The organism is Brevibacillus centrosporus, assembly GCF_003710815.1.
GTDB lineage: Bacteria > Bacillota > Bacilli > Brevibacillales > Brevibacillaceae > Brevibacillus > Brevibacillus centrosporus.
This window is the reverse complement of record NZ_RHHP01000001.1, coordinates 609,605-634,280: the sequence shown is the minus strand read 5'-3', so window position 1 is coordinate 634,280 and position 24,676 is coordinate 609,605. Positions and strand designations below refer to the sequence as shown.

The following is a 24,676-nucleotide window of genomic DNA, read 5'->3' as shown; positions in this document are numbered from 1 at the left end:
ATACATATCGTATTTATTCCGATAAGAAAGAAGGTTGGAACTATGCGACTTCCCATCGAGACCATCGGCCACAAGATTCGAATGATTCGGAAAGAGCGCGGCTTTACCTTGGAAATCATGGCGAGTAAAACCGGGCTCAGCAAAGGACTGCTCAGCCAAGTAGAACGTGGCATTTCTCAGCCGTCCCTGGACTCGCTGTGGAAAATCACGAAAGCACTCGAGTCACCCATCATTCACTTTTTTGAAGACATTGATCAAAAACAGGTGCATGTCACTCGTGTGCAAAAGCGACGTCAGCTGGTCTTTCCAGAATCGACGGGCACGTATTCCCTGCTCTCCATGGGGGGAAGCGCAAAGCTCGGAATGCTGGAGGTACGCCTTCAGCCAGGTGAAATGGTAGTGGACAAGTTCGTTCAGTCGGAAGGCGAAGAATGCTTTACCGTCATTGCGGGAAGTGTGACAACGCGTTTTAACGATGAAGAACATGTCTTGGAGGCAGGCGACAGCATTGCGTTTGACAGCAGCAAAAACCATTCGGTTGAAAATACGGGGGACGAAGAAGCGGTGCTAATTTGGACCGTGACGCCGCCACAATTTTAACGAAAAAACTCGTCTCTACACTTTGACAACCCATAAAAACGGGTTGTCTTGTTTTTTGTAGCGAGGGAGCATGGTATAATTTGCAGTGACCATGGCCCAAGAAAGGTGAGCTTGCATGAACGTTGAATGTCTTACACTTCCGTTGGCTAATAGGCTGGCACAGGAGTATCAGCAAGGAAACGCTTCCGCCCTTCAGTTCTTTGCCTACCATCCTTATGAGAAAAAGGCGTATCAGGAACGGTTGGAGTGGCTTCGCGGACGTACTGATTACAACCGCGATCAGCTGGCGGAAGGCTTATATACTTTTAACAAAAAGATTGGGACGCACCAGGAGGCGCTGAACCAGATTGAGCTGCTCAGACGTCCGGATACGTTTGTCATCATTGGTGGTCAGCAGGCAGGCATATTGACGGGGCCGCTGTACACGATTCACAAAGCCGTTCATTTGATCCAGACGGCGAAAAGACTCTCGGCAGAGCTCGACGTCAATGTCGTCCCTGTTTTTTGGATTGCCGGAGAAGACCATGACATTGACGAGATTGACCATCTCTATTGGCTGGCAGACAGAGAGACGCGGCTGCATAAGGAACGGATGAATCTCAATAAAAAAGGCCGTGTGTCCGCTAGCAGCTTGCCATTGGACGAGGAAGCATGTGAACAGTTTCTGACGCAATTTTTTCATGGGCATCCGGAAACGGAAGAAACGGCTGCGATTCGTGAACTGCTAAAATCGTCGGCATCCTCCTCCGAGAGTGTCGCCGAATGGTTTGCCCGTCTGATGGCGCATCTTTTTGGCAAGCATGGACTCATTTTGGTTGAATCCTCGCTTCCGTTTGTACGAGAGCTGGAGAGTCCGATCTTCCAGAATGTGATTGAGCAAAATGAACAAGTTGCAGACCTGTTGCTAAAAGCAGCAGACCGTCTTACAACGGCAGGCTATCCACTACAGCTGCAAATTGAGGAGCATCAGGCCAATCTGTTCCTGTACGAAGGAAAAGACAGGCTCTTGCTGGAACGACACGGAGATCGCTTTGTCAATCGGCGAGCATCCTACAGCCGTGCAGAACTGAGTAAACTGGCGAAAGAGCACCCTGAGCGCTTTAGCTCGAATGTGGTGACGCGCGGTCTGATGCAGGAGCATCTATTCCCATCTCTCGCTTTTATTGGAGGACCGGGTGAGATTGCCTACTGGGCGTATTATCGGGAAGTTTTTGAACTGTTTGGGATGAGAATGCCAATCGTTCTGCCTCGTATGTCCATCACCTTGATGGAGGGAGCGCAAGAAAGACTGCTAGAAGGATTCGGCTTGACGGTTGAGGATGTTCTGACACGATTTGGAAAATGGAAAGAAGCGTGGTCGGAGCAGCAAGAGCCGCATCCCCTGCAGCGTCAATTTGCCGAAGCGAGAGCGTCTATTGAAGCGACCTACCGTCCACTGGTAGAAGAGGTTGTCCGCCTGGATCATGGACTGCGCCACCTGGCTGACAAGAATACCGAGTTGTTACTTGCTCAGGTAGCTTTTTTGGAGGAGCGGCTCGTGCGTTCCTTGCAGCAGCGAGATGATGTTGCCTATAGACGTATTGCGCGGATCGAGGCATCTCTGTTACCTGAGGGGGGCTTGCAGGAGAGGAAGCTGTCTTTCTTCCCATTTGCCAACAAATATGGTTTGAGCCTTGTGGATCGTCTAGTGGAAGCGCCTTTTGCTCACGACGGAACTCATCAAATCTTTTACGTGTAACAGGAAAAGCGAAATTTATGTCGAAAGCCAAATGATCGGGAAAACAGCCGGTTGTTTGGCTTTTTGTCTGTTTCCTCCATCCGTTGTACAAGCTGGAAATCTTTACTTGCCTATATGACGAAACATTTCCGACAAATTTTGCGTCAAACGAGTAAGTCATGGCTTCTGTAGAAAGGTGGTTACGAAGGATGCAGAACTTTCTGCGACAAATGGGGAAAAAGGCGACGGCGATGACGCTGTTGCTGTCCTTTGCCGTAACAGGCGTTGCCACCTGTGGTGTCGGCGTCGAGAAGGCTTTCGCTCGTGAAGATGTGGTCACTCGAGCAGGCATGTTTACGGATAGTACAGGGCACTGGGCGGCCAAGGATATAGAAGCAGCTGCAAAAAACGGATGGATACAAGGCTTCCCGGATGGAACCTTTCAACCGGAGCAAACGGTCACACAAGAGCAATTTCTCTCTCTGATCGAGCGGGTTCTCCCTAGTTTCACCGGACACGAACCGGATGCCTTCATACGCGATACGTATCTGAAGCAGGCAGAGGGACGTTGGTCTGAAAAAACATACACCCATCTGGCAGCAGCGGGAATATTGCCGACAGGTAAGCCAACGGACCCGATGAATCGTCTGGAAGCGACGCGAATCTTGCTCGCGGCATTGGGGCATCAGTCAGAAGGGGAAAAGTATCGAGGGACCAAAGCGAAGTTTTTCTCGGATCTTTCAACGGATGACGAAGCGCAAGTGATGATTGCCTATCCTGCCTACAAGATGGGAATTATGGCGGGCTATCCGGACGGAACCTTTCGCCCAGCTGAAAAAATCAGCCGAGCGCAGGCAGTCGTATTAGTAAACCGCTTGGAGCGTCAAATCCATGAGCTTTATCCAGGCACGGTTACAGATGTGGAAAAGCAAGGGATAACGAAAGCTGTTTCGGCTTTTGTCGGGATAGTAATGGATCAGGAACAGATTCGTCGCTACGATGATCTCGTCTCTTACGTCAAGAAGAATAAGCTGCCGGTTACCGAGTCATTTTTGCGGGAGCATTTTTCGTTTATGCAATACGAAGTCTACGACTACATTCGTTTTCCGCGCTTTAACGAGTTGACCTACTATGCGAAAATCGGGTTGGGCAAATATCGGATGACCGTACAGTATTACTCTGGGGAACTGGGAGGCAGCGTAGACAAGACGTTCTACCTGTCCTCGATGGATGGCAAAACATTTCGTTTGATCGGAAAAGACGAATAGAGCATAGAAAAGGCGCGCCGGTATGTGGCACGCTTTTTTATTTTGCATCAAACTGTTTTGTTACGTCCGGCACCTATGCCGAAAAAGAGCAGCACAAAACTTACAAAGACCAGCGTCCACAACGGATAGGTCCAGGAGTGGGTCAAATCAAACAAAAAGCCAATGAACATGGGGCCGATAGCCGAAAGCAGATACCCGACGGACTGAGCCATCCCCGACAATTTTGCCGCCTCCTGTACGCTGGACGAGCGTATGACAATCATCGTGAGAGCGAGGCTGATGAGTGCCCCTTGTGCGATTCCGAGCAGGATCAGACTGGTGAACAAGATAAACAGGTTTCCGTCAACCAGCAGTCCTGCAAAGCCGAACAAAGATAAGATGCTGACGATGACAGCCATCAGACGCTGATCTTTGATGCGCCCGGCGAGAACAGGAGTCAAAAAGCTCGCAGGCAAGCTGACGACCTGCACCAGAGACAGCAGCCAGCCAGCCGTACCAGGCTCCATGCCGTGATGCGCTAAAATAGCAGGCAGCCAAGAGATGGTGCTGTAGAAGAGAAACGACTGCAAGCCCATGAACAAAGTCACATGCCAAGCGAGCGTGGAGCTCCACACCTTGCGAGGAGCAGAGGGTGTCTGCTTGGCTGAAAAGGAAACGTCTTTTGCCCGAACCTGCGGCAACCAGCAGAGGAAGGCCACTACTGCGATAACTGTCCAAAAGGCGAGCGAGCCCTTCCAGCCAAGCTGTGCGCCATGAGCCAAGGGGATGCTGACCCCGGAAGCTAAAGCCGCCATCGTAGACATGGACGTCGTATACACACTGGTCATTAATCCTGCCTTTGAAGGAAAACGCTGTTTCACCAGACTCGGCAGAAGGACGTTAAATACCGCAATGGCTGCTCCGATCAAGGCAGTTCCTGCGAACAGAGAAAAGATAAAGCCAGTAGAACGAAGCGGGATCCCGATCAGAAGGACCAGCAGTCCAAACAAGAGCGTTCTCTCTACTCCGAAGCGTTGGCCGATCGAAGGAACGATCGGAGAGAAGAGTCCAAAAGCGAGTAAAGGAACGGTGGTCAGCATGCCGGATATTCCATTGGATAGCCCGAGCTCGCTGCGAATGTCTCCGACCAGTGGACCTACTGAGGTCAAGGGAGACCGCATCGTGAAAGACAGTAAAATGATACCCGCCACGATCAGGAAAGGGTTGGGCGTGACAGGCTGCGCCTTTTCCTCTGTTGCGGCAAGTGCTTGGTTGCTCATAGCGGCAAATCTCCTTCCTGAATGAAAGAAGCCAAGGCAGCTTTGCTGGCTTCGATCACATTGCGTACAGCTGCTTCAGCCGCATCTGGGTCTTGAATGGAGATGGCTTCCACCAATTCCGCATGCGTTTTGAACTGGGTTTGTATATGGCCGGTTAGATCCACGGTGCTATTGACGGATAGGTGAAGCGACTCTGCCATATGCTTGTACAGATCGATCATCACACTGTTTTTCGTAGCTTCCGCGATGGCGATGTGAAAAGCGACGTCAGCACGTACATAGGCGTCAACATCCTGAAATACATGGTAGGCTTGCTCAAGCTTCTCGCGTATGTTCGCCAAATCACTGGTGGAGCGGCGCATGGCTGCCAGTCGGGCGATTTCTCGCTCAAGGCCATACCGGACCTCCAAAATTTCAAACACGGCCGAGCGCTGCAGTCTGCGCTGCATCGCTGCTCCAAACACACTGGAGGAGCGTACGTAAGTGCCATCCCCTTGACGGGCTTCCAGCATTCCTGTATGAATGAGTGCTTGAACCGCTTCTCGCAGCGTATTTCGGCTGACACCAAGCTGCTCTACAAGCTCAGGTTCTGGTGGGATGCGCTCCCCAACCTTCCAGTCCCCGGCTTCTACGCGCTTGGCCAATTGCTCGACGATCTGCTTGACCAACGAGGAGCGAACCGTTTTTTGTAAAGACATTCTCCATACCTCCAAACATCCGATGATTGGTCGTGTGCGTATTGTAGCAGATGTTTTTTCGTCCTGGCAAGGGGAAAAGCTCCCAGCGGAGTTGGATGTGCAACTGCTTCCTACAAAAAACAGGCAGGACCCTTTCCCCTTAATGGGGGGTCACTGCCTGTTTTCTATGATTCTAGTGTCATCCTTTTTTTGCGGCGTTCCCAGAAAAGAGAGACAGCGACGATCGCAATCGGATACAGAGCGGACCATCCGAGGAACGGATACAGGCCAACTGTAAACAGGAGCGATACCCAGGAAGCGATCCGTCCAATACGGCTCTCGCGTAAAAGTCGTACACCCGCCAGACAACCACCGATATAGGTAGCGATAAAGGAGGCGTTCGGCAGTTCGATGAGGCGACTCAGATCAATCCATCCAAAATAGAGTACAGAGAGTACGATGGCAAAGCAGAGGGCCAGAAAAGCAAGGCCGCCAACCGGAGTGCCATACTTGGGATGCAAAGCGCCAAACCATTTCGGTGCAACCTGTTCCTTGGCAAGCGAATAGGCGATTCTGGATGCAGCTCCTACATAGGCGTTTGCTGCCGCGATACAGATGAACAAAGCCGTAATCGCAACGATCCAGCCGCCAACCGGTCCGAGCGATAGCTGGATCATAATACTCAGGGAGGCAGCAGATAGGCCATCGCCATAGCTATGTGTGGCAACTGTCATGAAAGCGACGGCAAAGTACAGCAAAGCTACGAGTCCTGCGCTCCAAAGAACGCCTCGGATCGCGTTTTTAGCAGGATCTACAAACTCCTCGGATAAATGAGTCACAGCCTCCCAGCCAATGAAGCACCAGAACAGCAAGCCGGCTGCCTGGATGACGCTGACCCAACCGCTCGGCGCAAACGGCACGAAGTTGGCGGCAGAGGCGTGCGGCAAGGAGGCGACGACGGCAAGAATCAAGATCGTAATAATCAAAGATACGACAATCGTCTGTACGCGGGCTGCGACGTTCATGCCGAGTACATTCATGGCCAGAACGGAGACGAGGATTAGTACGGCGGCTGCATACAGCTGTCCGTCACCCCAGTTTAACAGGACAGCGAGATAATTGGCCCCGGTTACACTGAGTATCGGAGCGCCCATTGGAACCGACAGGAGGAAAAACCAGCCGACCATATTGCCGAAGCGGTCCCCATAAGCTTTTCGTACAAAAGTAGACACACCGCCTGCACTTGGATATTTCGCGGAAAGAAGACCCATTGTGATCGCCATCGGAACCACTAGGATGGACATGACTAGCCAAGCCAGGATGGAGGCTGGGCCCGCTTTTTCAGCAGCTAAGCCGGGTATGAGCAAAATCCCTGAACCGATGACGGCACCCACATACAACGCCACGATTTGTGGCAGGCCCAAAGTTTTTGCCAGTCCAGACGCATTGGAGGACGTTTTCCCCATGATGAAATCCCTCACTCTTCACGATCAAAGATTTTTATGGTCGTAGTGTAGCATAGACTTTGGAATCGGAGTTATCTATAATATTAGATAGAGTAAATCGGAAAAACCGATCGAATGGGGGAGAGGAATGGATACGCGCTATTTGCAGACGTTCCGAGAGGTAGCCAAGTGCCAGAGCTTTACTCGTGCCGCAGAGGTATTGGGCTACGCGCAGTCGAGCGTTACCATGCAGATTCAGAACCTGGAAAACGAGTTTGGGATCACGCTGTTCGAGCGATGGGGGAGAAAAATCAGGCTCACCCACGCAGGAGAGGCGCTGCTCGCCTATAGTGATCAGGTCATGGCCATTCTGGATGAAGCCCGGGGAAATCTGTCTGAGCAGGCACAAATAGCCGGGACGCTCAGTATAGGTACAGTAGAGTCACTCGCTGCTTTTTTCCTGCCCCCTTATTTGCAAAAATTTCGTCAGGAGCATTCGCGGATGCGACTCCTTTTGCACCCAGGCATCTGCCACGATTTGCGTCAGGGTGTAAAGGAAGGCAAGTACGATTTCGTCGTTGTTTTGGATTGGCTGCAGGAGCATCCCGAGCTGAACAATGTAAATCTCGGCGAGGAAAAGCTTGTTGTGATTGCGGCTCCAGGACACCGCCTCAGCGAAAAGAAGCAGATTGAAGCAAAGGATTTCGCTGGAGAAAACTGGATTTTCACCGAAGCAGGCTGCAGCTATCGCTCGATCATGGAAGCTGTCCTGAGGGATGCGGAGGCGCCCATCGACATGACGATGGAGTTTGGCAGTCTGGAGGCGATCAAGCAATGCGTCGCTTACGATTTGGGCATCGCGCTGGTTCCCTATATTGCAGTAGCAGAGGAAGCGGAAAAAGGCACGCTCATCATTCTGCCTTTCTCTCATCCCGAGGTGCGTGTATACCGTCAGCTTGTTTATCATAAAAAGAAGTGGATGTCCCAGCCTATGCGTCATTTTCTGGAGTTACTTGCGAACGCTGAGGAGTCGCAGGAGCCGAAGTCAGCGAAAATGGGTTGATCAGGAAAAACAGATGATGATTGCATGTACTTGCGTATGATATGATTAGGGCTGAGTTGGTATCATTGTACTTTTCATACTACCGAGGCCATAGCTCAGGTAGAGGTTTTCTTAATGATGAAGGAGGTCCATCCGTACATGAACATGGTTTCTGAAAGCATTGTAAAGGACATGGCGTTGGCTCACAATGGCCATCTGAAAATTGACTGGGTAAAAGAGCATATGCCCGTACTGAACCGCATCCGGGAGCGCTTTGAAAAAGAGCAGCCGTTTGCCGGTCTGAAAGTAGCGATCTCCCTTCACCTGGAAGCAAAGACAGCTTACCTCGCAAAAGTCGTGCAAGCTGGCGGCGCTGAGGTAACCATCACAGGCTCCAATCCTTTGTCTACACAAGATGACGTGTGCGCTGCTCTCGTGGAAGACGGCATTCGCGTTTTTGCCAAATACAATCCAGATCCAGCAGAATACAAAGAGCACCTGATCAAAACATTGGAAACACGCCCTGACCTGATCATCGATGACGGTGGCGATCTGGTAACCATCCTCCACAGCGAGCGTCGCGACCTGCTCTCCCAAGTGCGTGGTGGCGCAGAAGAAACGACAACAGGTATTCTTCGCCTGAAAGCATTGGAAAAAGAAGGCAAGCTGGAATTCCCAATGGTTGCCGTTAACGACGCATTCTGCAAATACTTGTTTGACAACCGCTACGGTACAGGCCAATCCGTTTGGGATGGGATCAACCGCACAACAAACCTCGTTGTAGCTGGAAAAACCGTTGTTGTAGTTGGTTACGGCTGGTGCGGAAAAGGTGTGGCGATGCGTGCAAAAGGTCTGGGTGCGAAAGTCATCGTAACCGAGATCGACGCGATCAAAGCAGTAGAAGCCTACATGGATGGCTTCGAAGTGATGCCGATGAGCGAAGCAGCAAAATACGGCGATTATTTCGTGACTGTTACGGGAAACCGCGATGTCATCCGCAAAGAACACTTCGAAGTGATGAAAGATGGCGCGATCCTCTCCAATGCAGGGCACTTTGATGTCGAAGTAAACAAAGTGGAGCTGGATGCTTTGTCGACTTCCCGCCGCATCGTTCGCAAGGATATCGAAGAATTTGTCATGGCAGATGGTCGAAAAGTGTATCTGCTCGCAGAAGGTCGTCTGGTAAACCTGGCAGCAGGTGACGGTCACCCCGCCGAAATCATGGATATGACTTTCGCGCTGCAAGCTGTTTCCCTGGCTTACGTAAACGAGCAGTACAAAGCGATCGGCAAACAAGTACTGAATGTACCTTATGAGCTGGACGCGATGGTCGCTCAATACAAATTGGAAGCACTCGGAATCGGTATCGACAAATTGACCGACGAGCAAAAATCCTATTTGGATAGCTGGGTCGAATAGACTGCGAAAACCGTCCTTTCCCGGCAAAAAAATAAACGAAAAAATCCTGCTTACAAATGCAGGATTTTTTTTTATAATAACAAGTAGGCAAAGTGGGGAAAAGTGGGGGAAAGTGGAGCCACTCGGTAGGAAAGTGGGGGACTAGGGCGTGTTCATGGGGGAATACCAGCATAGCATTGACGAAAAAGGCCGCCTGACCATCCCAGCCAAGTTCCGAGAAGGGCTAGGTACTACCTTCGTGATTACCCGCGGACTGGACCAGTGTTTATTTGCCTACCCGATGGAAGAATGGAAGCAGCTCGAGGAGCGACTGAAAACACTGCCCTTTACCAAAGCAGATGCGCGTGCTTTTACACGTTTCTTCTTTTCCGGTGCGACCGAATGCGAGTGGGACAAGCAGGGAAGGGTAAACATACCACAGAATCTGCGTGAACATGCTGGCATGCAAAAGGAATGTGTCGTGATCGGTGTATCCAATCGTGTAGAGGTATGGAGCAAGGAGCGCTGGGAGGATTACTTTGCCCAGTCCGAAAGCTCTTTTGGTGATATTGCCGAAAAGCTGGTTGACTTTCAATTGTAGCAGCAAGAAGAACGGGAGTGACGATCTTGTCGTTTCATCATGTAACCGTATTACGGGACGAAGCTGTCGCCGGACTGAACATTCGGCCAGGCGGTATTTATGTGGATTGTACGTTAGGGGGAGCAGGGCACAGCAGCCTGATCGCATCCCAACTGACAGAGGGTGGACGTCTGATTGCCATCGATCAGGACGATTGGGCACTGGATAACGCCAGGGAGCGTTTGTCTGCCTATATGGATCGAGTGACGCTGGTGAAGAGCAATTTTCGCCATATCAAGGATATAGTGAGCGATTTGGGCTTGGATGGAGTGGACGGTGTCCTGTTTGATCTGGGTGTCTCATCTCCACAGCTGGATGAGGGCGAGCGCGGCTTCAGCTACAATGCCGATGCACCGCTGGACATGCGGATGGATCAGCAGGCAGCGCTGACCGCCTACGACATCATCAACGAGTGGGAAGAAGAGGAGATTGCCAAGGTCATCTGGGAGTATGGAGAAGAGAAATTTTCCCGGCGAATTGCCCGGCAAATCGTTCAATACCGCGCCAAACAGCCAGTTCAGACAACCGGTGAGCTCGTGGAGTTGATCAAGGAAGGGATCCCGGCAGCGGCTCGCCGCACAGGACCTCATCCGGCGAAACGCACGTTCCAGGCCATCCGGATCGCTGTAAATGACGAATTGAATGCCTTTAAAGAAGCAGTAGCTGACGCCATCAGTGTTCTTCGCCCAGAAGGCAGGGTGAGTGTCATCACGTTCCACTCCTTGGAGGATCGCATTTGCAAGCAAGTCTATCAGGAGCTGTCAAAAGGATGTACTTGCCCGCCATCCTTTCCGATTTGTGCATGCGGGAACAAAGCGACGGTCAAAGTCATTACTCGAAAGCCGATCCTGCCTTCTGCAGAAGAGCTGGAAGCGAATCCTCGTGCGCGCTCCGCAAAGCTGCGTGTTGCAGAAAAGCTGTAAGCGACTACCACTAACATCTACGGGAAAAGGAGAGAATGAGCAATGAGCTACTACCGCGGTAACCTGGCTGTGGAGCTAGAAAGACAGTCGCGCACAGTAACCAAAACCAAACGAACCATTCGCATTAAGCCAACGATACCGACAGGAGAAAAGCTGTTGTATCTCCTTTTTATCTCGATCACTGTGATCGGGCTGGGGCTGGTCGGTGTACGGTACTCGCAGATTTCGCAATACAATTACGACATTCAAAGCACCAAAAAAGAGAATCGTCTCCTGTCGGAAAAAAATGCCGCTGTCAAACTTCAAATTGAACAGCTGAGCAACCGCGACCGCATCCAAAATGAAGCGGAAAGACAGGGCATGGTGTTTAATCCAGAAGCGGTGCATGTGATCGGCCAGTCAAAAAGCCAAGCGAAAGTACAGGCCAGCTCTCTTCCCGCAGCACAAACAGAGCAAAGGTAATCATAATGTTACTGTCGTTCATCGCAGTAACATTTTTTCTTAAGGATGATTGCTCAGCCGGTACGACTGTTTTCTTCAGGGATGAATAGATAGAGCCGATAAAAGTAGAGGGACGGGAACAAAGCTTGATGAATGGCAGGAAGTCGCCTATGGCAAGCGACGATCATAGTTTTGATGGAGTGAGGTAACGTGGAAGGAAAACGACGCGTAAATTGGCGGATATTAATGCTCGCTCTCTGCATGATCCTGGTATTCTCCGGTTTGAGTTTTCGTATTTGGTGGATCCAGACAGTAGATGCAGCGAAAATTATGGACTATGCGAGTGGTCAATGGGATTGGGAGAAGACCCTAAAGCCGAAGCGGGGCGCCATTATGGACCGGAATGGCGAAATCCTTGCCTACGAAGGGAAAGCCTACACGGTAAACGCCCGATTAAAGCCGCAGAACGAGAAGGACCAGGACTTCGTCAAGGATCCGTACTATACGGCACAGACTTTGGCCAAAATTTTGAATGCTCCGGTAGATCAGCTGTTAAAGCCGTTGACAAAGCCGAATTCCAAGGTCGTTTTGCTGGGGCGCTGGGGTAGCAAGATTACCGAAGAACAGAAAAAGATGATACAGAACGCGCAGTTCCCGAAGCTGCCCAGTGGTGAACAGGTAGAAACGAATCAGCTGCCAGGCATTTATTTGACAGAAACCACACGCCGGTTTTATCCGAACAACAGCTTTGCTGCCCATGTGCTCGGTTATCTTGATTTCGATGATCAGCCTAAAATGGGGATCGAGCTGCAGATGGATGAAGCGCTCCGCGGAGAAAAGGGCGAGATGGAGGTCATGACGGACGGAGCGGGTTACCAGCTTCCGGATGGTGAACGAAAGTACAAGCCTGCCAAAGACGGTGATAACGTCTACCTGACCATCGATCGCCAAATCCAGGATTACGTCGAGCAGGCACTGGACAAGGCAGAACGCGATTTCAAGCCAAAGGGACTCACTGTGGTGGTTTCCGACCCGCAGACCGGTGAAATTTTGGCGATGGGCAACCGCTCTCAGTTCAATCCAAACACGTATTATAACGGAATTACGAACTATACGAATCACGCGGTCACCACGATGTTTGAGCCGGGCTCGACTTTCAAGATTATTACCCTTGCGGCGGCGATCGAGGAAGGCTTGTTTAATCCAAACGATACCTATCAATCAGGTACATATACGATCAAAGGGCAAATTCCTATCCGTGACCATAACAACGGACAAGGGTGGGGGCGCATTAGTTACCTGGAAGGGGTACAGCGCTCCAGTAACGTGGTGTTTGTCATACTCGGCTATGAAAAGCTGAAGCTGGAAAAGCTGAAGGACTACTTTGCCAAGTTCGGGATTGGTTCCATGACGGGAATCGAGCTTCCTTATGAGAAGAAGGGGAACTTGATCAACCTCGAAAAGCCGCAGTCTCCGCGTGACTGGGCCGTTACGACCTTTGGACAAGGGGTAACCGTTACAGCGATTCAGCAGATTGCAGCAGTCGGTGCGATAGCCAATGGCGGAGAGCTGTTAAAACCGCATATTGTAAAAGAGCTGCGTGATCCGCACACAGGTGCAGTATTAAAACGATCGGAGCGCGAGGTAGTGCGCCGCGTCGTGAGTGCAGCGACAGCCAAGCAAACGCGAGATATTTTGGAGACAGTCGTCGAAGGGGATGCCGGGACAGGGAAAGCCTATCAGATTGAAGGCTACCATGTTGCAGGTAAAACCGGTACCGCTCAAAAATACGATCCGAATACAGGGAAGATCATGGAGGGGCATTACATCGCTTCCTTTATCGGATTTGCACCAAAAGACAATCCACGCCTGCTCGTTTACGTTGTGGTCGATGATCCGACTACAGACGAATATTATTCTTCATGGGGAAGACTGATCATTGCCCCGATTTTCAAATCCATCATGGAACGGAGCCTGCAGTACTTGCAGCAGCAACCTGATATTCAGGCAGCTAAAACGGCTTCGTCGAAAACGGGGAAATCAGAAACAGCTCCAGCCGCCCAGCCGCCTGTTCAGGAAGTGACGCTGCCGAAGTTTGTTGGGATGTCCAATACAGCCGCTCAGCTAAGAGCCAAGCAGGATCAGCTGACGGTCTCCGTGATCGGGACAGGTACCAAGGTAGTCGAGCAATATCCGGCGCCTTATGAGAAAGTGGTAACAGGGAGTCAGGTCGTTCTCGTCACCGATCGGGTCAAAGGCTCCAAAATGCCGGATTTCACGGGCAAATCCCTTAGAGATGTCATGGAATTCGGTTCATTGGTTAACATACCGGTAAAGGCGACCGGGGCAGGCTTCGTTGCCTCGCAGAGCATACCTCCGGGCACGGTTCTAGGTGGAACGGAGATGATTCAGGTCACTTTGCGTTCAGAGTCAGAACCGCCACCTGCGAATCCAAATACGCAAACCGGTGCGCCTGAAGGACAGGGAGTCGAAGACCAGTCTGGTACTGCAACCACGCCACCCGTCAACACGCAAGCAGGGACTGAGAGGGGCGCGACTGGAGGCACTCCACCGCCGTCCCATTCACAGGACTCTGCGAATAGCGATACGGGACAAACGGTAACCCCAGATACGAGTACAAGTCCATAGTTCTAAGTCGTCCCCCCGACGAATAGGGTAAATCAGACAACCTATTCGAGGGGGGACTCGCTTTGCGGGTATCCAATGCTACTGTACGCCGTCGCATTTTTGTTGCTTTGATCATCGGCATCGTGATGTATTGTGCGCTCATCACCCGATTAGGGTACGTACAATTGATAGAAGGACCAAAGCTGGCCCAAATGGCTGACGACCTGTTGGATCGTGAAATCAAGTTCAAACCAAATCGAGGGAAAATCTTGGATCGCGATGGTAACGAGCTGGTTACCAATGTGAGTGTACCGACTGTCGTGGCTGTTCCGGCACAGCTGAAGGATTCTCGTGAGACCGCCAAACAGCTCGCTGTCATTTTGGGGCAGCCGGAAGAGGCCGTTTTTCAAGCGATTACGAAAAAAGGGATGAGCAACGACCAAATCCCCGGTGGCAAAAAGCTGTCCCCGGATAAAGCCAAGAAGATTCAGGAGCTGAACCTGCCAGGGATTTATTTGGCGGGAGACACCAAGCGTTTTTATCCGAATGGAACCATGGCGGCACACATCCTCGGCTTTACAGGAATCGATAATCAGGGGCTGACAGGGCTGGAGAGAATCTATGATCCCTTTTTGAAAGGGACAGAAGGACATATCTCGTTTCCCTCTGATGCAAAAGGACGCGTAATGCCCGGGGGATCGGAGGAATACGTGGCACCGGTAGACGGGATGGACATGTACCTGACTCTCGATAGCAGTATTCAGTCGTTTATTGAACGGGAGCTTGATCAGGCTGTGGTAGCCTACCAGCCAGATGATGTCCTGGCGATTGCGATGAATCCGAAGACCGGGGAAATTCTAGGGATGGGCAGCAGACCCACCTTCCAGCCGGATCAGTACAGAGATTACCCGTCAGAAGTATACAACCGCAACCTGCCGATCTGGAAAACCTACGAGCCAGGATCGACCTTCAAGATCGTGACTCTGGCGGCAGCCCTCAATGAAGGGGTAGTCAATTTGAACGAGGGTTTCTATGATCCTGGCTACATTACGGTCGCAGGGAAGCGTCTGCGCTGCTGGAAGCGGCAAGGCCATGGCCAGGAGACCATGCTTGAAGTCGTGGAAAACTCCTGCAACCCCGGATTTGTGACAATGGGACAAAGGTTGCAAAAGGAAAGACTTTTTGACTACATCAAGAAGTTCGGGTTTGGGCAAAGGACAGGGGTTGACCTGATTGGAGAAGAAAATGGACTGCTCTTTAACCTCAATCGGGTAGGGCCAGTTGAACTGGGGACGACCTCTTTTGGGCAGGGTGTTTCCGTGACGCCTATCCAGCAAATGGCGGCTGTCTCTGCCACTATCAATGGCGGGAAGCTGATGAAGCCCTACGTCGCCAAGGAATGGCGGGATAGCGTAACGCACGATGTCATTGGCAGGACCCTGCCGACAGAGGTCAGACAGGTGATCACACCGGAGACATCCGCAAAAGTCCGCTATGCTCTGGAGAGTGTCGTTGCACAAGGGACAGGAAACAAGGCGTACATCGAAGGATACAGAGTAGGCGGTAAGACGGGGACGGCGCAAAAGGTTAAGGACGGTCGGTACATGGATGGCGAGTACATCGTATCCTTTATCGGCTTCGCCCCAGCTGACGACCCGCAGATTGTAGTATACTTTGCCGTCGACAATCCCAAAGCGCTTGCATTCGGTGGTTTGATCGCCGCTCCAAGCGTCAAGAGTATTATTGAATCCTCGCTGCAGCATATGGGAGTCCCGAAACGCAAAGATGGGATATCCAAAGAAATCAACAAGGCCTTGGGGGAGCGGGAACCAATCGAAGTTCCCAATATGGTCGGGCAAACCATGCAAGATGTCGTTACGACTTATGAGACGCTGCCACTGGTCGTCTCGGGCAAAGGAAAGTATGTCATCCAGCAATCTCCGGCACCCGGTGTAAAAATTAATGAGGGCGGAAAAATTCGTATCTATCTTGGTGACAAATGAACCAATTAGCTATAAAATGAGATTTCGAAGGCGGAGGGAGCGAGCTTTTTTCGAGCTCTCTACCTCTCGCCTTTGTAAAAATCGCCAAATTTTTGTCTATAATGTTGGAGAATGGGGTGCCTGTTTCATGTTTCTACGGGATCTGCTCATGCCGCTGCTGCCAGCTACGCTCGCAGGGGATGACAGTATGGAGATTACAGGTTTGACAGCAGACTCACGCCAGGTTCAGCCGGGCTATTTGTTTGTTTGTCTGACTGGATATACCGTGGATGGACATTCGTATGCGGCCCAAGCGGTTCAAAAAGGAGCCGTTGCCGTGCTATCCGAAAAAGATTTGGACGTGCCAGCGACTATTGTCAAAGTGCCGGATACACGGCGGGCAATGGCTATGCTGGCTGACCGTTTTTACGGCTCTCCCACGCGTGAGCTGAAGCTGATCGGTGTGACCGGGACGAACGGAAAGACGACGACGACACATTTGATCGACAAGATTTTACGCGACCAAAGCAAAGAGACCGGTTTGATCGGCACGATTCACATGCGGATCGGAGAGGTCACGGAAGAAGTGAAGAACACCACGCCAGATGCGCTGGACCTGCAGAAGAGCTTCCGCCGTATGCGGGATGTGAACACAGAGTACGCGATCATCGAGGTTTCTTCCCATGCTCTGGAGATGGGACGCGTCCGCGGCTGCAACGTGCATACCGCAGTCTTTACCAATTTGACGCAGGATCACCTGGATTACCACAAGACGATGGAAAACTATCGTTACGCAAAATCCCTGCTGTTTTCTCAATTGGGCAATAGCTATGACCCCGATCGATTGAAAACGGCTGTTTTGAATGCAGACGATGAGGCATCCGAGCTTTACGCTACTGTGACGCCGGCTCGTGTCATCACGTACGGAATCGATCGAGCGGCGGATGTTCATGCGACCGACATCGAAATCACCAGCAAAGGGACCTCCTTCACCGTGCAGACCTTCGCCGGGAGCGTGAGGATGGATCTGAAGCTGATGGGGAAATTCAATGTGTACAACGCTCTGGCTGCAACGGCAGTTGGACTGGCAGAAGGCGTTTCGCTCGAGGCTATCAAAGACAGCCTGGAAGCCGTTGCTGGCGTAAATGGGCGCTTTGAATCGGTGGATGCGGGACAGCCGTTTGCGGTTTTGGTCGATTATTCGCATACCCCAGACAGTCTGGAGAACGCACTGATTACCGTAAAGGAATTTGCCAAGCAGCAAATCTTTTGCATTGTCGGCTGCGGCGGGGACCGCGATCGCACCAAACGCCCGATTATGGCGCAAATTGCAACAAAGTATGCGGATCACACCGTCTTAACGTCTGATAACCCTCGCTCAGAGGAGCCGCAAGCGATCATCGACGACATGCTGGCCGGGCTAAGTGGAGTAGCCCAAGACCGCTACACGGCCGTAGCTGATCGGCGTGAAGCGATTCACTATGCTGTTTCACAGGCGAAGCCGGGCGACGTCATCCTGATTGCAGGAAAAGGACACGAAACGTATCAAATCATCAAAGATCAAGTACTGCCGTTTGACGACCGTGAAGTTGCGCGGGAAGCGATCGCCACGTACACCCAAGAATAGAGACAGATGCATTCGAAGCATCAGAGAAAGGAGGCTCGGGCATGTTCGCTGACAACGTACTTATCGTCACGATCGTCGCCGCGTTTCTCATCGCCGTACTCATCGGTCCACTGTTTATCCCGGTCCTTCGCCGCCTCAAATTCGGGCAGGCGATTCGGGAAGAAGGTCCTGATTCTCATCAAAAGAAGGCTGGAACCCCTACGATGGGCGGAACCATTATTCTTTTGGCACTCATTTTTACCGTGTTAAAGTTTGCCAATGCAAAAATGGAAATTTACTTCCTCTTACTGGTGACGCTTGGATACGGACTAATTGGATTTTTGGACGACTTCATTAAGATTAAAAAGAAACGCAATCTGGGCCTGACGGCGAGACAAAAGTTCGCAGGTCAAATTTTGCTGGCAGTAGGCGCGTATATCCTGCTGATTCTCATGGGGCATGATACATCCTTGCATTTGCCAGGAACTCCATGGAAGCTTGAGCTTGGCTATTTCTACTTCCCGTTCCTTTTGTTCCTGTTGGTGGGCACGACCAATGCCGTCAACCTGACAGATGGTTTGGACGGTCTTTTGGCAGGTACCGGGGCGATTGCGTTTGGCGCGTATGCGATCATCGCATGGTTTGGCCAAGATTACGATACAGCCATTTTCAGTGCAGCTGTCGTCGGGGCCGTTCTTGGATTCCTGGTTTTCAATGCGCATCCGGCACGGGTATTCATGGGGGATACGGGCTCTCTGGGATTGGGCGGCGCTCTTGCGGGTATTGCCATTATGACCAAAACAGAGCTGCTGCTCGCTATCATCGGTGGTGTCTTTGTAGTAGAAACCCTGTCGGTTATCATGCAGGTTGTTTCTTTCAAAACAAGAGGAAAACGCATCTTTCGGATGAGTCCGCTTCACCACCATTTTGAATTGACGGGCTGGTCGGAGTGGCGTGTCGTAGTAACGTTTTGGCTGGTGGGCATGTTCTTTGCCGGCCTGGGTGTATACCTCGAGGTGGTGACAATCCGATGAATCGTTATCAAAATCAAAGCGTTGTCGTGATAGGAATGGCGAAAAGCGGTGTGGCAGTGGCAAAACTGCTCCACCGCTTTGGTGCGAATGTCGTCGTGAACGATAAGAAAGCACGTGAAGAGGCGACAGGAGCAGAAGAGCTGGAGGAGCTCGGGATACCCGTAATTTGCGGCTATCATCCGGATGATCTGATTCATCCCGGCATCTCGTTGGTCGTGAAAAATCCGGGAATTCCTTATGAGGCTCCTCCTGTAGCAAAAGCAATGGAATTGGGTATTCCGGTGATCACCGAAGTCGAGCTGGCTTCTCAGATCGCGAAAGCCCCCATCATCGGCATCACAGGCTCCAACGGGAAAACGACGACTACCACGCTGGTGGGTCTCATTCTCAAGGAAGCTGGGATCGAGGCGATGGTCGGTGGAAACATCGGGACGGTCCTGTGCGGACTGGCAGAGGTGGCAGAGCCGGATCAATGGCTGGTCGCCGAGCTGAGCAGCTTTCAGTTGATGGGGACGAGAGAGTTTCGCCCTCACATCGGCGTCCTGTTAAATCTGTACCCGGCGCATCTGGATTACCACCACACGATGGAAGAATACCTCGCTGCGAAATGCAAGCTGTTTGCGAATCAAACGGCAGACGATGCGGCGATCTTGCCCTTTGACCAGCCTGAGGTGCGGGGAAAATGTGGGGAGCTGTCTGCCCGTACGTACTTCTTCAGCAAAACGCAGGAGGTTCCTCGTGGAGCTTATGTCGATCAGGGGATGATCGTCTTTGTCGACGGTGAGGGTTCTCGGGAAGAAATCATTGCGGTGAAAGACATTACCGTGCCCCATGTGGACAATGCCTTGGCTGCCATTATCGTGACCAGACTGGCAGGTGCGGACAAGCAATCGATTGCCCAGGTTCTCTCTACTTTTCCAGGTGTCGAACACCGGATGGAGTTTGTCGCGACGAAGAATGGGGTAAAGTATTTTAACGATTCCAAGGCAACGAATCCGGAGGCGGCATCAAGGGCGCTGCAGGCGTGCAAGGAACCGATCGTGTGGATCTGCGGGGGACTGGACCGGGGAATCGATTTCCGAGAGCTGGTTCCTGTCATCACGGGCCGTGTCAAAGCGGTCGTTGCACTTGGGCAAACCGCACCTATTTTGCTCGAACGGGCGCGTGAAGCAGGGATTAAGGAAGGAATCCGTGTCGATACTGTGGAGGCAGCCGTTCTTGCTGCTTCCAAGTTTGCAGATGCGGGTGATGTGGTATTGCTCAGCCCGGCGTGTGCGAGCTGGGACATGTTTCCTTCATTTGAAGTGAGGGGCAGCATGTTTAAGGACGGCGTGCATAGACTGTAAACAAGCCTAGCATATCGTCCCATGCACATTTGAAAAACTACCGAAGAGCGGGACGCGTGAGAAAGGATGACCTGGCACTATGAGCAAGGTACGCTCTGCTCCCGACTTCGTAATTATTTTTGCAACACTTTTTTTATTAGGAATTGGCATTGTGATGGTGTATAGTGCAAGTGCCATCGTAGCCCAAAAAGCACCGTTTAACGACCCGTATTTCTTCGCCAAGCGCCAGCTGATTTTTGCCCTGCTGGGCATTACAGCGATGTACGTAACCATGAACGTTGATTACTGGGTGTGGAAGCAGTGGGCAAAGCCTGGCTTCTATGCGAGCATCGGCCTCTTGATCCTCGTGCTGATCGTGGGGATCGAGGTCAATGGATCGAAAAGCTGGCTTGGGTTTGGTGCGTTCGGCATTCAGCCTGGCGAGTTTGCCAAGCTGGGTGTGGTTGCGTTTTTGGCGAGATGGCTCTCTGACAACCAGAAGCAAATCGTTCTTTTCCGAAAAGGCCTTGTACCAGCTCTTGCTATCCCGCTGGTCTGCTTCGCCTTGATTATGCTGCAGCCCGATTTGGGAACAGGTACGGTTTTGATGGGAACGGCAGTCGTCATGATTTTTGCGTCTGGCGCGAGAATCAGTCATTTTGCTGCATTGGGGATGGTTGGGGTAGCAGGCTTCATCGGATTGATCCTGTCGGCACCTTACCGGATCAAACGGATCACTTCCTTTCTCGATCCATGGTCAGACCCATTAAATACAGGTTATCAGATCATCCAGTCGCTGTATGCGATCGGTCCCGGGGGACTTCTGGGACTGGGGCTCGGCCAAAGCCGACAAAAGCATCTGTATTTGCCGGAGCCCTACAATGATTTCATCTTCTCCATCGTGGCAGAAGAATTGGGTTTTATTGGCGGAACACTTATTTTGCTGCTGTTTCTCCTGCTGCTATGGAGGGGAATGCGGACAGCGATTACGGCACCAGATTTGTTCGGGAGCCTTTTGGCACTCGGAATCATCGGTATGATTGCCATTCAGGTCGTCATCAATATCGGCGTTGTGACAGGGATGTTTCCTGTAACGGGTATTACTCTGCCATTTTTAAGCTACGGGGGTTCTTCCCTTACGTTGATGCTGACAGGAGTGGGAGTCCTGTTGAACATTTCCCGTTTTTCTAGATAAGGATGTGATTGTATGCGCGTCGTCCTAACAGGCGGTGGCACAGGTGGACATATTTATCCGGCGCTTGCGGTGGCGAGGGAAGTTTCCCGCCAATATCCGCAGGCTGCCTTTTTGTATATCGGGAGTAAACACGGTTTGGAAGCGCAGCTGGTACCACGAACGGAGATTCCTTTTCAATCCGTTGAAATCAGTGGCTTGAAAAGAAAGCTCAGCTTCGACAATATAAAGACCATTTGGAAATTTATCCGGGCGGTTGCAGATGCCAAACGCATGCTGCGAGAATTCAAGCCGGATGTGGTCATTGGTACGGGTGGCTATGTATGTGGTCCTGTCGTCTATGCGGCAGCCAAGCTGGGAATTCCTACACTCATTCATGAACAAAACGTGGTCCCAGGACTTACGAATAAGTTTCTCTCGCGTTCCGTAAGCAAGATCGCGGTATCGTTTTCCGAGTCGCTGTCCTTTTTCCCGCAAGCCAAAACGGTACTGACAGGGAATCCGCGAGCGACAGAGGTCATGCATGGAAATGCGGAAGCAGGACGCAAATTCATTGGTGTAGACGCCAGCAAAAAGATCGTGCTGATCTTTGGCGGAAGCCGTGGGGCACGGGCGATCAACGAAGCGGTGCTCTCCATGGTAAATCAACTGTCCAAGTTTCCCGATACCCATTTTGTCTATGTAACGGGGGATATTCACTTCGAAAAAATCTCTGCATCCCTCGGGGAAATGGGAAATCTTCCTGGCAACCTTTCCGTGCTTCCATTCGTCCACAATATGCCGGATGTTTTGGCGGCGACGCATGTGCTCGTAGGACGCGCAGGCGCATCGACTTTGGCAGAAGTGACAGCCTTGGGCGTCCCTTCTATTCTCATTCCGTCCCCGTACGTGACCAATAACCACCAGGAAAAGAATGCGCGCGGATTGGAGCGTGCAGGTGCGGCAGAGGTCATTGTCGAACGGGATTTGACGGGAGAAAGCTTGCTGAAATCGTTGGCAGAGCTGTTGAACGATCAGCCAAAATGGGAGCAGATGCGCGAGTGCTCCTTGTCCCTGGGAATGCCAAAGGCAGCCACAGATATCGTTGCACAGCTGCGTGCATTGGCTAGCAAAAAATGATCAGATGGGCGATTGTCACGCCGATCTGGGCGATCGCATAGTATGGAGCAAACACGTGATAAGAACTAGGTCCGACCTAGCATGTGTATCAGGAGGTTCACAGATGAAACAAATCGCAGAAGAGCTATTGCAGGCAGGAATCGAAAAAGTGTGGACCAATGAACCTCTCGCCAATCATACGACTTGGCGGATCGGGGGTCCTGCTGACTTGTTAATCCAGCCGAAGGACAAAGACTCCTTGCAGGCAGCTTTCCAGATTATCCATCGACATGAAATTCCTTGGAGTGTAATCGGGCGCGGCTCCAACCTTCTGGTGAGGGACAGAGGTATACGCGGTGCCGTGCTCAAAGTGGCTGAGGGTTTGAGTCACTGCGAATTCAGGGGCGAAGAGGTGTGTGTGGGTGCCGGATATTCCATGATCCGCCTAGCGATGGAAACGGGTAAGATGGGTTTGACAGGGATGGAGTTTGTAGGAGGAATTCCTGGTACCGTAGGCGGTGCCGTCTACATGAATGCAGGTGCACACGGATCTGATCTTTCACGTATTCTTATTGATGCCGAAATCCTCTTTGAAAACGGTGAAAGAAAAGTGTTGACGAACGAAGAATTGAGCTTCAGCTATCGGACTTCTCTTTTGCAACAGAGAAAAGGGATTGTAGTAGAGGCGCGGTTTCGCTTGCACCCCGGTGATCGCAAAGAGATTGCGGCTACGCTGGCTGCGAACAAGGAGCGGCGTCGATTGACACAGCCTTTGCAAATGCCGTGTGCCGGAAGCGTGTTTCGCAATCCGCCAGGTGATCATGCAGGCCGGTTGATCGAGGCGGCCGGGCTGAAAGGCTACCAAATTGGAGGAGCTCAAGTTTCGGAAAAACACTCGAATTTCATCGTCAATTGTGGAGGGGCCACGGCTACCGACGTCCTCACCTTGATCGATTACATTCGGAGCACGATCCATAGCAAGTATGGGATTGATCTGCATCCGGAAGTCCTGGTGGTGGGCGAGGGGTAACACGGAGGTGAAAGTTTGGAGACTTTTGCGATCGAAGGCGGAAAACCTCTGTCCGGTTCGCTTCGGATCCAAGGTGCTAAGAATGCTGCTCTTCCCATACTTGCTGCGGCCATATTGGCGGAAGGGCAATTTTATATCTATGACGTCCCCTTTTTGAAAGATATCAAAGTGATGCTGGAAATCCTTGACTCGCTGGGGGCCAAAACGAAGTATCAGGATGGATGTGTGGATCTGGATACAACATCTGTCTGTGTTCCGCATATCCCCGACAACTTGATGAGCCAGATGCGATCCTCCATTTTTCTGGCAGGTCCTCTGCTAGCTAGGCTGGGTGAAGTTACGATTTCCAGACCGGGTGGCTGTGATATCGGGGAACGCAGGATTGACTTGCATTTATCCGGGTTAACGGCGCTGGGAGCCAAAATGGAAGAATCCGAGGGCTATATTACGTTTCGCGCGAAGCAATTACGCGGGACCAATATCTTTCTCTCCTTTCCCAGTGTGGGTGCGACCGAAAATATCATGATGGCGGCAGTGTTGGCGAAGGGCACGACACGCATCTGCAATGCAGCGAGAGAACCGGAAATCATTGATTTGCAAAACTTTTTGAATGCGATGGGCGCGCGAATCCGGGGAGCGGGTACGGATACGATCGAAATTACCGGTGTACCGAAATTACGCTCGGTCAGCTATCGCATTATTCCAGACCGGATCGTGACGGGGACATTCCTGCTTGCGGTCGGGGTGGCGCAGGGGCATGTGGAATTGACGAATACCCTGCCGGAGCATCTCACAGCATTGATTGAAGTGGCCCGTAGCTGCGGTGTTGAAATCAAGACCCGCCATGATATAATGGAAATCAAAAGTACATCGCGCCCGCGCGCCTATGACCGGATTATCACCTCGCCTTTTCCGGGATTTCCGACCGATTTACAGGCGCAGTTGATGGTGTTTTTGTCACAGGCTAGAGGTACGAGTGTTATCAAAGAGACGATCTTTGAGGCAAGATTCAAACATGTGAATGAATTGGCGCGGATGGGCGCCTCCATATACGTGGATCTGGGATCGGCGATTATCCGCGGCGTGAATAAGCTGACGGCGACCAGCGTGGAAGCGACAGATCTTCGAGCAGGTGCAGCGCTGGTACTCGCTGGGCTTGCTGCAGAAGGAACGACAACCGTAAACCAGATTCACCATATCGACAGGGGCTATGAGCGGTTAGAGCAACAGCTGAAGCAGCTGGGTGCGAACATATCGCGAGTGTCGGTATAACCGAAGGAGCGAAGCGGCATAGTGCTATGCCGCTTTCCCTGTTTTGTATCATTACATATATTCCAATCTGATCCAATTATTTCTATTGTGATCCAACTA

The 24,676-nt window shown here is 51.5% G+C and carries 20 protein-coding genes; 17 read left to right on the top strand and 3 right to left on the bottom strand.

Translation table 11 applies throughout. From position 1 onward, the window contains the following. Positions 1-42: 42 nt before the first annotated feature. From EDM55_RS03170 to EDM55_RS03160, 3 genes are all read left to right on the top strand, one after another. Entirely contained in the window at positions 43-600 is a 558-nt protein-coding gene (locus EDM55_RS03170) for a helix-turn-helix domain-containing protein (RefSeq protein ID WP_122921831.1), read from the top strand. 115 nt (positions 601-715) lie between these two features. Beyond that, the gene (gene bshC / locus EDM55_RS03165; protein WP_092267747.1) at positions 716-2,338 is read left to right on the top strand and encodes a bacillithiol biosynthesis cysteine-adding enzyme BshC; all 1,623 of its coding nucleotides are present in this window, start codon (positions 716-718) and stop codon (positions 2,336-2,338) included. A 188-nt stretch (positions 2,339-2,526) separates the two neighbouring features. Beyond that, entirely contained in the window at positions 2,527-3,585 is a 1,059-nt protein-coding gene (locus tag EDM55_RS03160; protein ID WP_122959561.1) for an S-layer homology domain-containing protein, read from the top strand. Positions 3,586-3,632: 47 nt separating this feature from the next. Here the strand turns inward: EDM55_RS03160 and EDM55_RS03155 are convergent, their stop codons facing one another. The 3 genes from EDM55_RS03155 to EDM55_RS03145 form a co-directional block, all read right to left on the bottom strand. Next, positions 3,633-4,844 (bottom strand): CynX/NimT family MFS transporter, encoded by a 1,212-nt coding sequence (locus EDM55_RS03155; protein WP_122959560.1) that lies wholly within the window; start codon positions 4,842-4,844, stop codon positions 3,633-3,635. Next, on the bottom strand, positions 4,841-5,542 hold the full coding sequence (locus EDM55_RS03150) for a FadR/GntR family transcriptional regulator (RefSeq protein ID WP_092267750.1): 702 nt from the start codon (positions 5,540-5,542) through the stop codon (positions 4,841-4,843). Before EDM55_RS03150 ends, EDM55_RS03155 begins: the two co-directional genes overlap by 4 nt. A 164-nt stretch (positions 5,543-5,706) precedes the next feature. After that, positions 5,707-6,987: an APC family permease gene (locus tag EDM55_RS03145; RefSeq protein WP_122959559.1), complete on the bottom strand. Its 1,281-nt coding sequence runs from the start codon at positions 6,985-6,987 to the stop codon at positions 5,707-5,709. Between the two features lie 127 nt (positions 6,988-7,114). Between EDM55_RS03145 and EDM55_RS03140 the strand changes: the two genes are divergently transcribed. The 14 genes from EDM55_RS03140 to murA all read left to right on the top strand — a co-directional run bounded on the left by EDM55_RS03140 (position 7,115) and on the right by murA (position 24,577). After that, positions 7,115-8,029, top strand: coding sequence for a LysR family transcriptional regulator (locus tag EDM55_RS03140; RefSeq protein ID WP_092267752.1), 915 nt, complete (start codon positions 7,115-7,117; stop codon positions 8,027-8,029). Positions 8,030-8,167: 138 nt separating this feature from the next. After that, on the top strand, positions 8,168-9,427 hold the full coding sequence (locus tag EDM55_RS03135; protein ID WP_092267753.1) for an adenosylhomocysteinase: 1,260 nt from the start codon (positions 8,168-8,170) through the stop codon (positions 9,425-9,427). A gap of 148 nt (positions 9,428-9,575) precedes the next feature. Then, positions 9,576-10,007 carry a division/cell wall cluster transcriptional repressor MraZ gene (gene mraZ, locus EDM55_RS03130; RefSeq protein ID WP_092267754.1) on the top strand — a complete coding sequence of 144 codons (432 nt, stop codon included), beginning with the start codon at positions 9,576-9,578 and terminating at the stop codon, positions 10,005-10,007. 17 nt (positions 10,008-10,024) lie between these two features. Beyond that, positions 10,025-10,969, top strand: a complete 945-nt coding sequence (gene rsmH, locus EDM55_RS03125) for a 16S rRNA (cytosine(1402)-N(4))-methyltransferase RsmH (RefSeq protein WP_092267755.1) — start codon at positions 10,025-10,027, stop codon at positions 10,967-10,969. Positions 10,970-11,011: 42 nt separating this feature from the next. After that, positions 11,012-11,431, top strand: coding sequence for a cell division protein FtsL (locus EDM55_RS03120; protein ID WP_092267756.1), 420 nt, complete (start codon positions 11,012-11,014; stop codon positions 11,429-11,431). Between the two features lie 189 nt (positions 11,432-11,620). Beyond that, entirely contained in the window at positions 11,621-14,059 is a 2,439-nt protein-coding gene (locus tag EDM55_RS03115; RefSeq protein ID WP_122959558.1) for a penicillin-binding protein, read from the top strand. A 62-nt stretch (positions 14,060-14,121) separates the two neighbouring features. Continuing rightward, the gene (locus tag EDM55_RS03110) at positions 14,122-16,041 is read left to right on the top strand and encodes a stage V sporulation protein D (protein WP_092267758.1); all 1,920 of its coding nucleotides are present in this window, start codon (positions 14,122-14,124) and stop codon (positions 16,039-16,041) included. Between the two features lie 127 nt (positions 16,042-16,168). Further along, entirely contained in the window at positions 16,169-17,647 is a 1,479-nt protein-coding gene (locus EDM55_RS03105) for a UDP-N-acetylmuramoyl-L-alanyl-D-glutamate--2,6-diaminopimelate ligase (protein WP_092267759.1), read from the top strand. A gap of 41 nt (positions 17,648-17,688) precedes the next feature. Beyond that, a complete protein-coding gene (mraY, locus tag EDM55_RS03100; protein ID WP_122921818.1) occupies positions 17,689-18,660 on the top strand; it encodes a phospho-N-acetylmuramoyl-pentapeptide-transferase in 972 nt (323 codons plus the stop codon). Further along, on the top strand, positions 18,657-20,006 hold the full coding sequence (gene murD, locus EDM55_RS03095) for a UDP-N-acetylmuramoyl-L-alanine--D-glutamate ligase (RefSeq protein WP_092267761.1): 1,350 nt from the start codon (positions 18,657-18,659) through the stop codon (positions 20,004-20,006). Before mraY ends, murD begins: the two co-directional genes overlap by 4 nt. A gap of 79 nt (positions 20,007-20,085) precedes the next feature. After that, positions 20,086-21,180, top strand: a complete 1,095-nt coding sequence (gene spoVE, locus EDM55_RS03090; protein WP_092267762.1) for a stage V sporulation protein E — start codon at positions 20,086-20,088, stop codon at positions 21,178-21,180. 12 nt (positions 21,181-21,192) lie between these two features. Next, positions 21,193-22,296, top strand: a complete 1,104-nt coding sequence (murG, locus tag EDM55_RS03085; protein WP_092267763.1) for an undecaprenyldiphospho-muramoylpentapeptide beta-N-acetylglucosaminyltransferase — start codon at positions 21,193-21,195, stop codon at positions 22,294-22,296. 103 nt (positions 22,297-22,399) lie between these two features. Next, positions 22,400-23,305 carry a UDP-N-acetylmuramate dehydrogenase gene (murB, locus tag EDM55_RS03080; protein WP_122959557.1) on the top strand — a complete coding sequence of 302 codons (906 nt, stop codon included), beginning with the start codon at positions 22,400-22,402 and terminating at the stop codon, positions 23,303-23,305. A gap of 15 nt (positions 23,306-23,320) precedes the next feature. Then, positions 23,321-24,577, top strand: a complete 1,257-nt coding sequence (gene murA, locus EDM55_RS03075) for a UDP-N-acetylglucosamine 1-carboxyvinyltransferase (RefSeq protein ID WP_092267765.1) — start codon at positions 23,321-23,323, stop codon at positions 24,575-24,577. Positions 24,578-24,676 lie beyond the last annotated feature (99 nt).

Bases quoted from the DNA above. Each gene is read 5' to 3' on its own strand.
- murG (WP_092267763.1), top strand. From the start codon at position 21,193: ATGCGCGTCGTCCTAACAGGCGGTGGCACAGGTGGACATATTTATCCG.
- EDM55_RS03140 (WP_092267752.1), top strand. From the start codon at position 7,115: ATGGATACGCGCTATTTGCAGACGTTCCGAGAGGTAGCCAAGTGCCAG.
- spoVE (WP_092267762.1), top strand. From the start codon at position 20,086: ATGAGCAAGGTACGCTCTGCTCCCGACTTCGTAATTATTTTTGCAACA.
- EDM55_RS03160 (WP_122959561.1), top strand. From the start codon at position 2,527: ATGCAGAACTTTCTGCGACAAATGGGGAAAAAGGCGACGGCGATGACG.
- EDM55_RS03120 (WP_092267756.1), top strand. From the start codon at position 11,012: ATGAGCTACTACCGCGGTAACCTGGCTGTGGAGCTAGAAAGACAGTCG.
- EDM55_RS03105 (WP_092267759.1), top strand. From the start codon at position 16,169: ATGTTTCTACGGGATCTGCTCATGCCGCTGCTGCCAGCTACGCTCGCA.
- murB (WP_122959557.1), top strand. From the start codon at position 22,400: ATGAAACAAATCGCAGAAGAGCTATTGCAGGCAGGAATCGAAAAAGTG.
- EDM55_RS03150 (WP_092267750.1), bottom strand. From the start codon at position 5,542: ATGTCTTTACAAAAAACGGTTCGCTCCTCGTTGGTCAAGCAGATCGTC.
- bshC (WP_092267747.1), top strand. From the start codon at position 716: ATGAACGTTGAATGTCTTACACTTCCGTTGGCTAATAGGCTGGCACAG.
- mraY (WP_122921818.1), top strand. From the start codon at position 17,689: ATGTTCGCTGACAACGTACTTATCGTCACGATCGTCGCCGCGTTTCTC.
- EDM55_RS03170 (WP_122921831.1), top strand. From the start codon at position 43: ATGCGACTTCCCATCGAGACCATCGGCCACAAGATTCGAATGATTCGG.
- EDM55_RS03135 (WP_092267753.1), top strand. From the start codon at position 8,168: ATGAACATGGTTTCTGAAAGCATTGTAAAGGACATGGCGTTGGCTCAC.
- EDM55_RS03155 (WP_122959560.1), bottom strand. From the start codon at position 4,844: ATGAGCAACCAAGCACTTGCCGCAACAGAGGAAAAGGCGCAGCCTGTC.
- EDM55_RS03145 (WP_122959559.1), bottom strand. From the start codon at position 6,987: ATGGGGAAAACGTCCTCCAATGCGTCTGGACTGGCAAAAACTTTGGGC.
- murD (WP_092267761.1), top strand. From the start codon at position 18,657: ATGAATCGTTATCAAAATCAAAGCGTTGTCGTGATAGGAATGGCGAAA.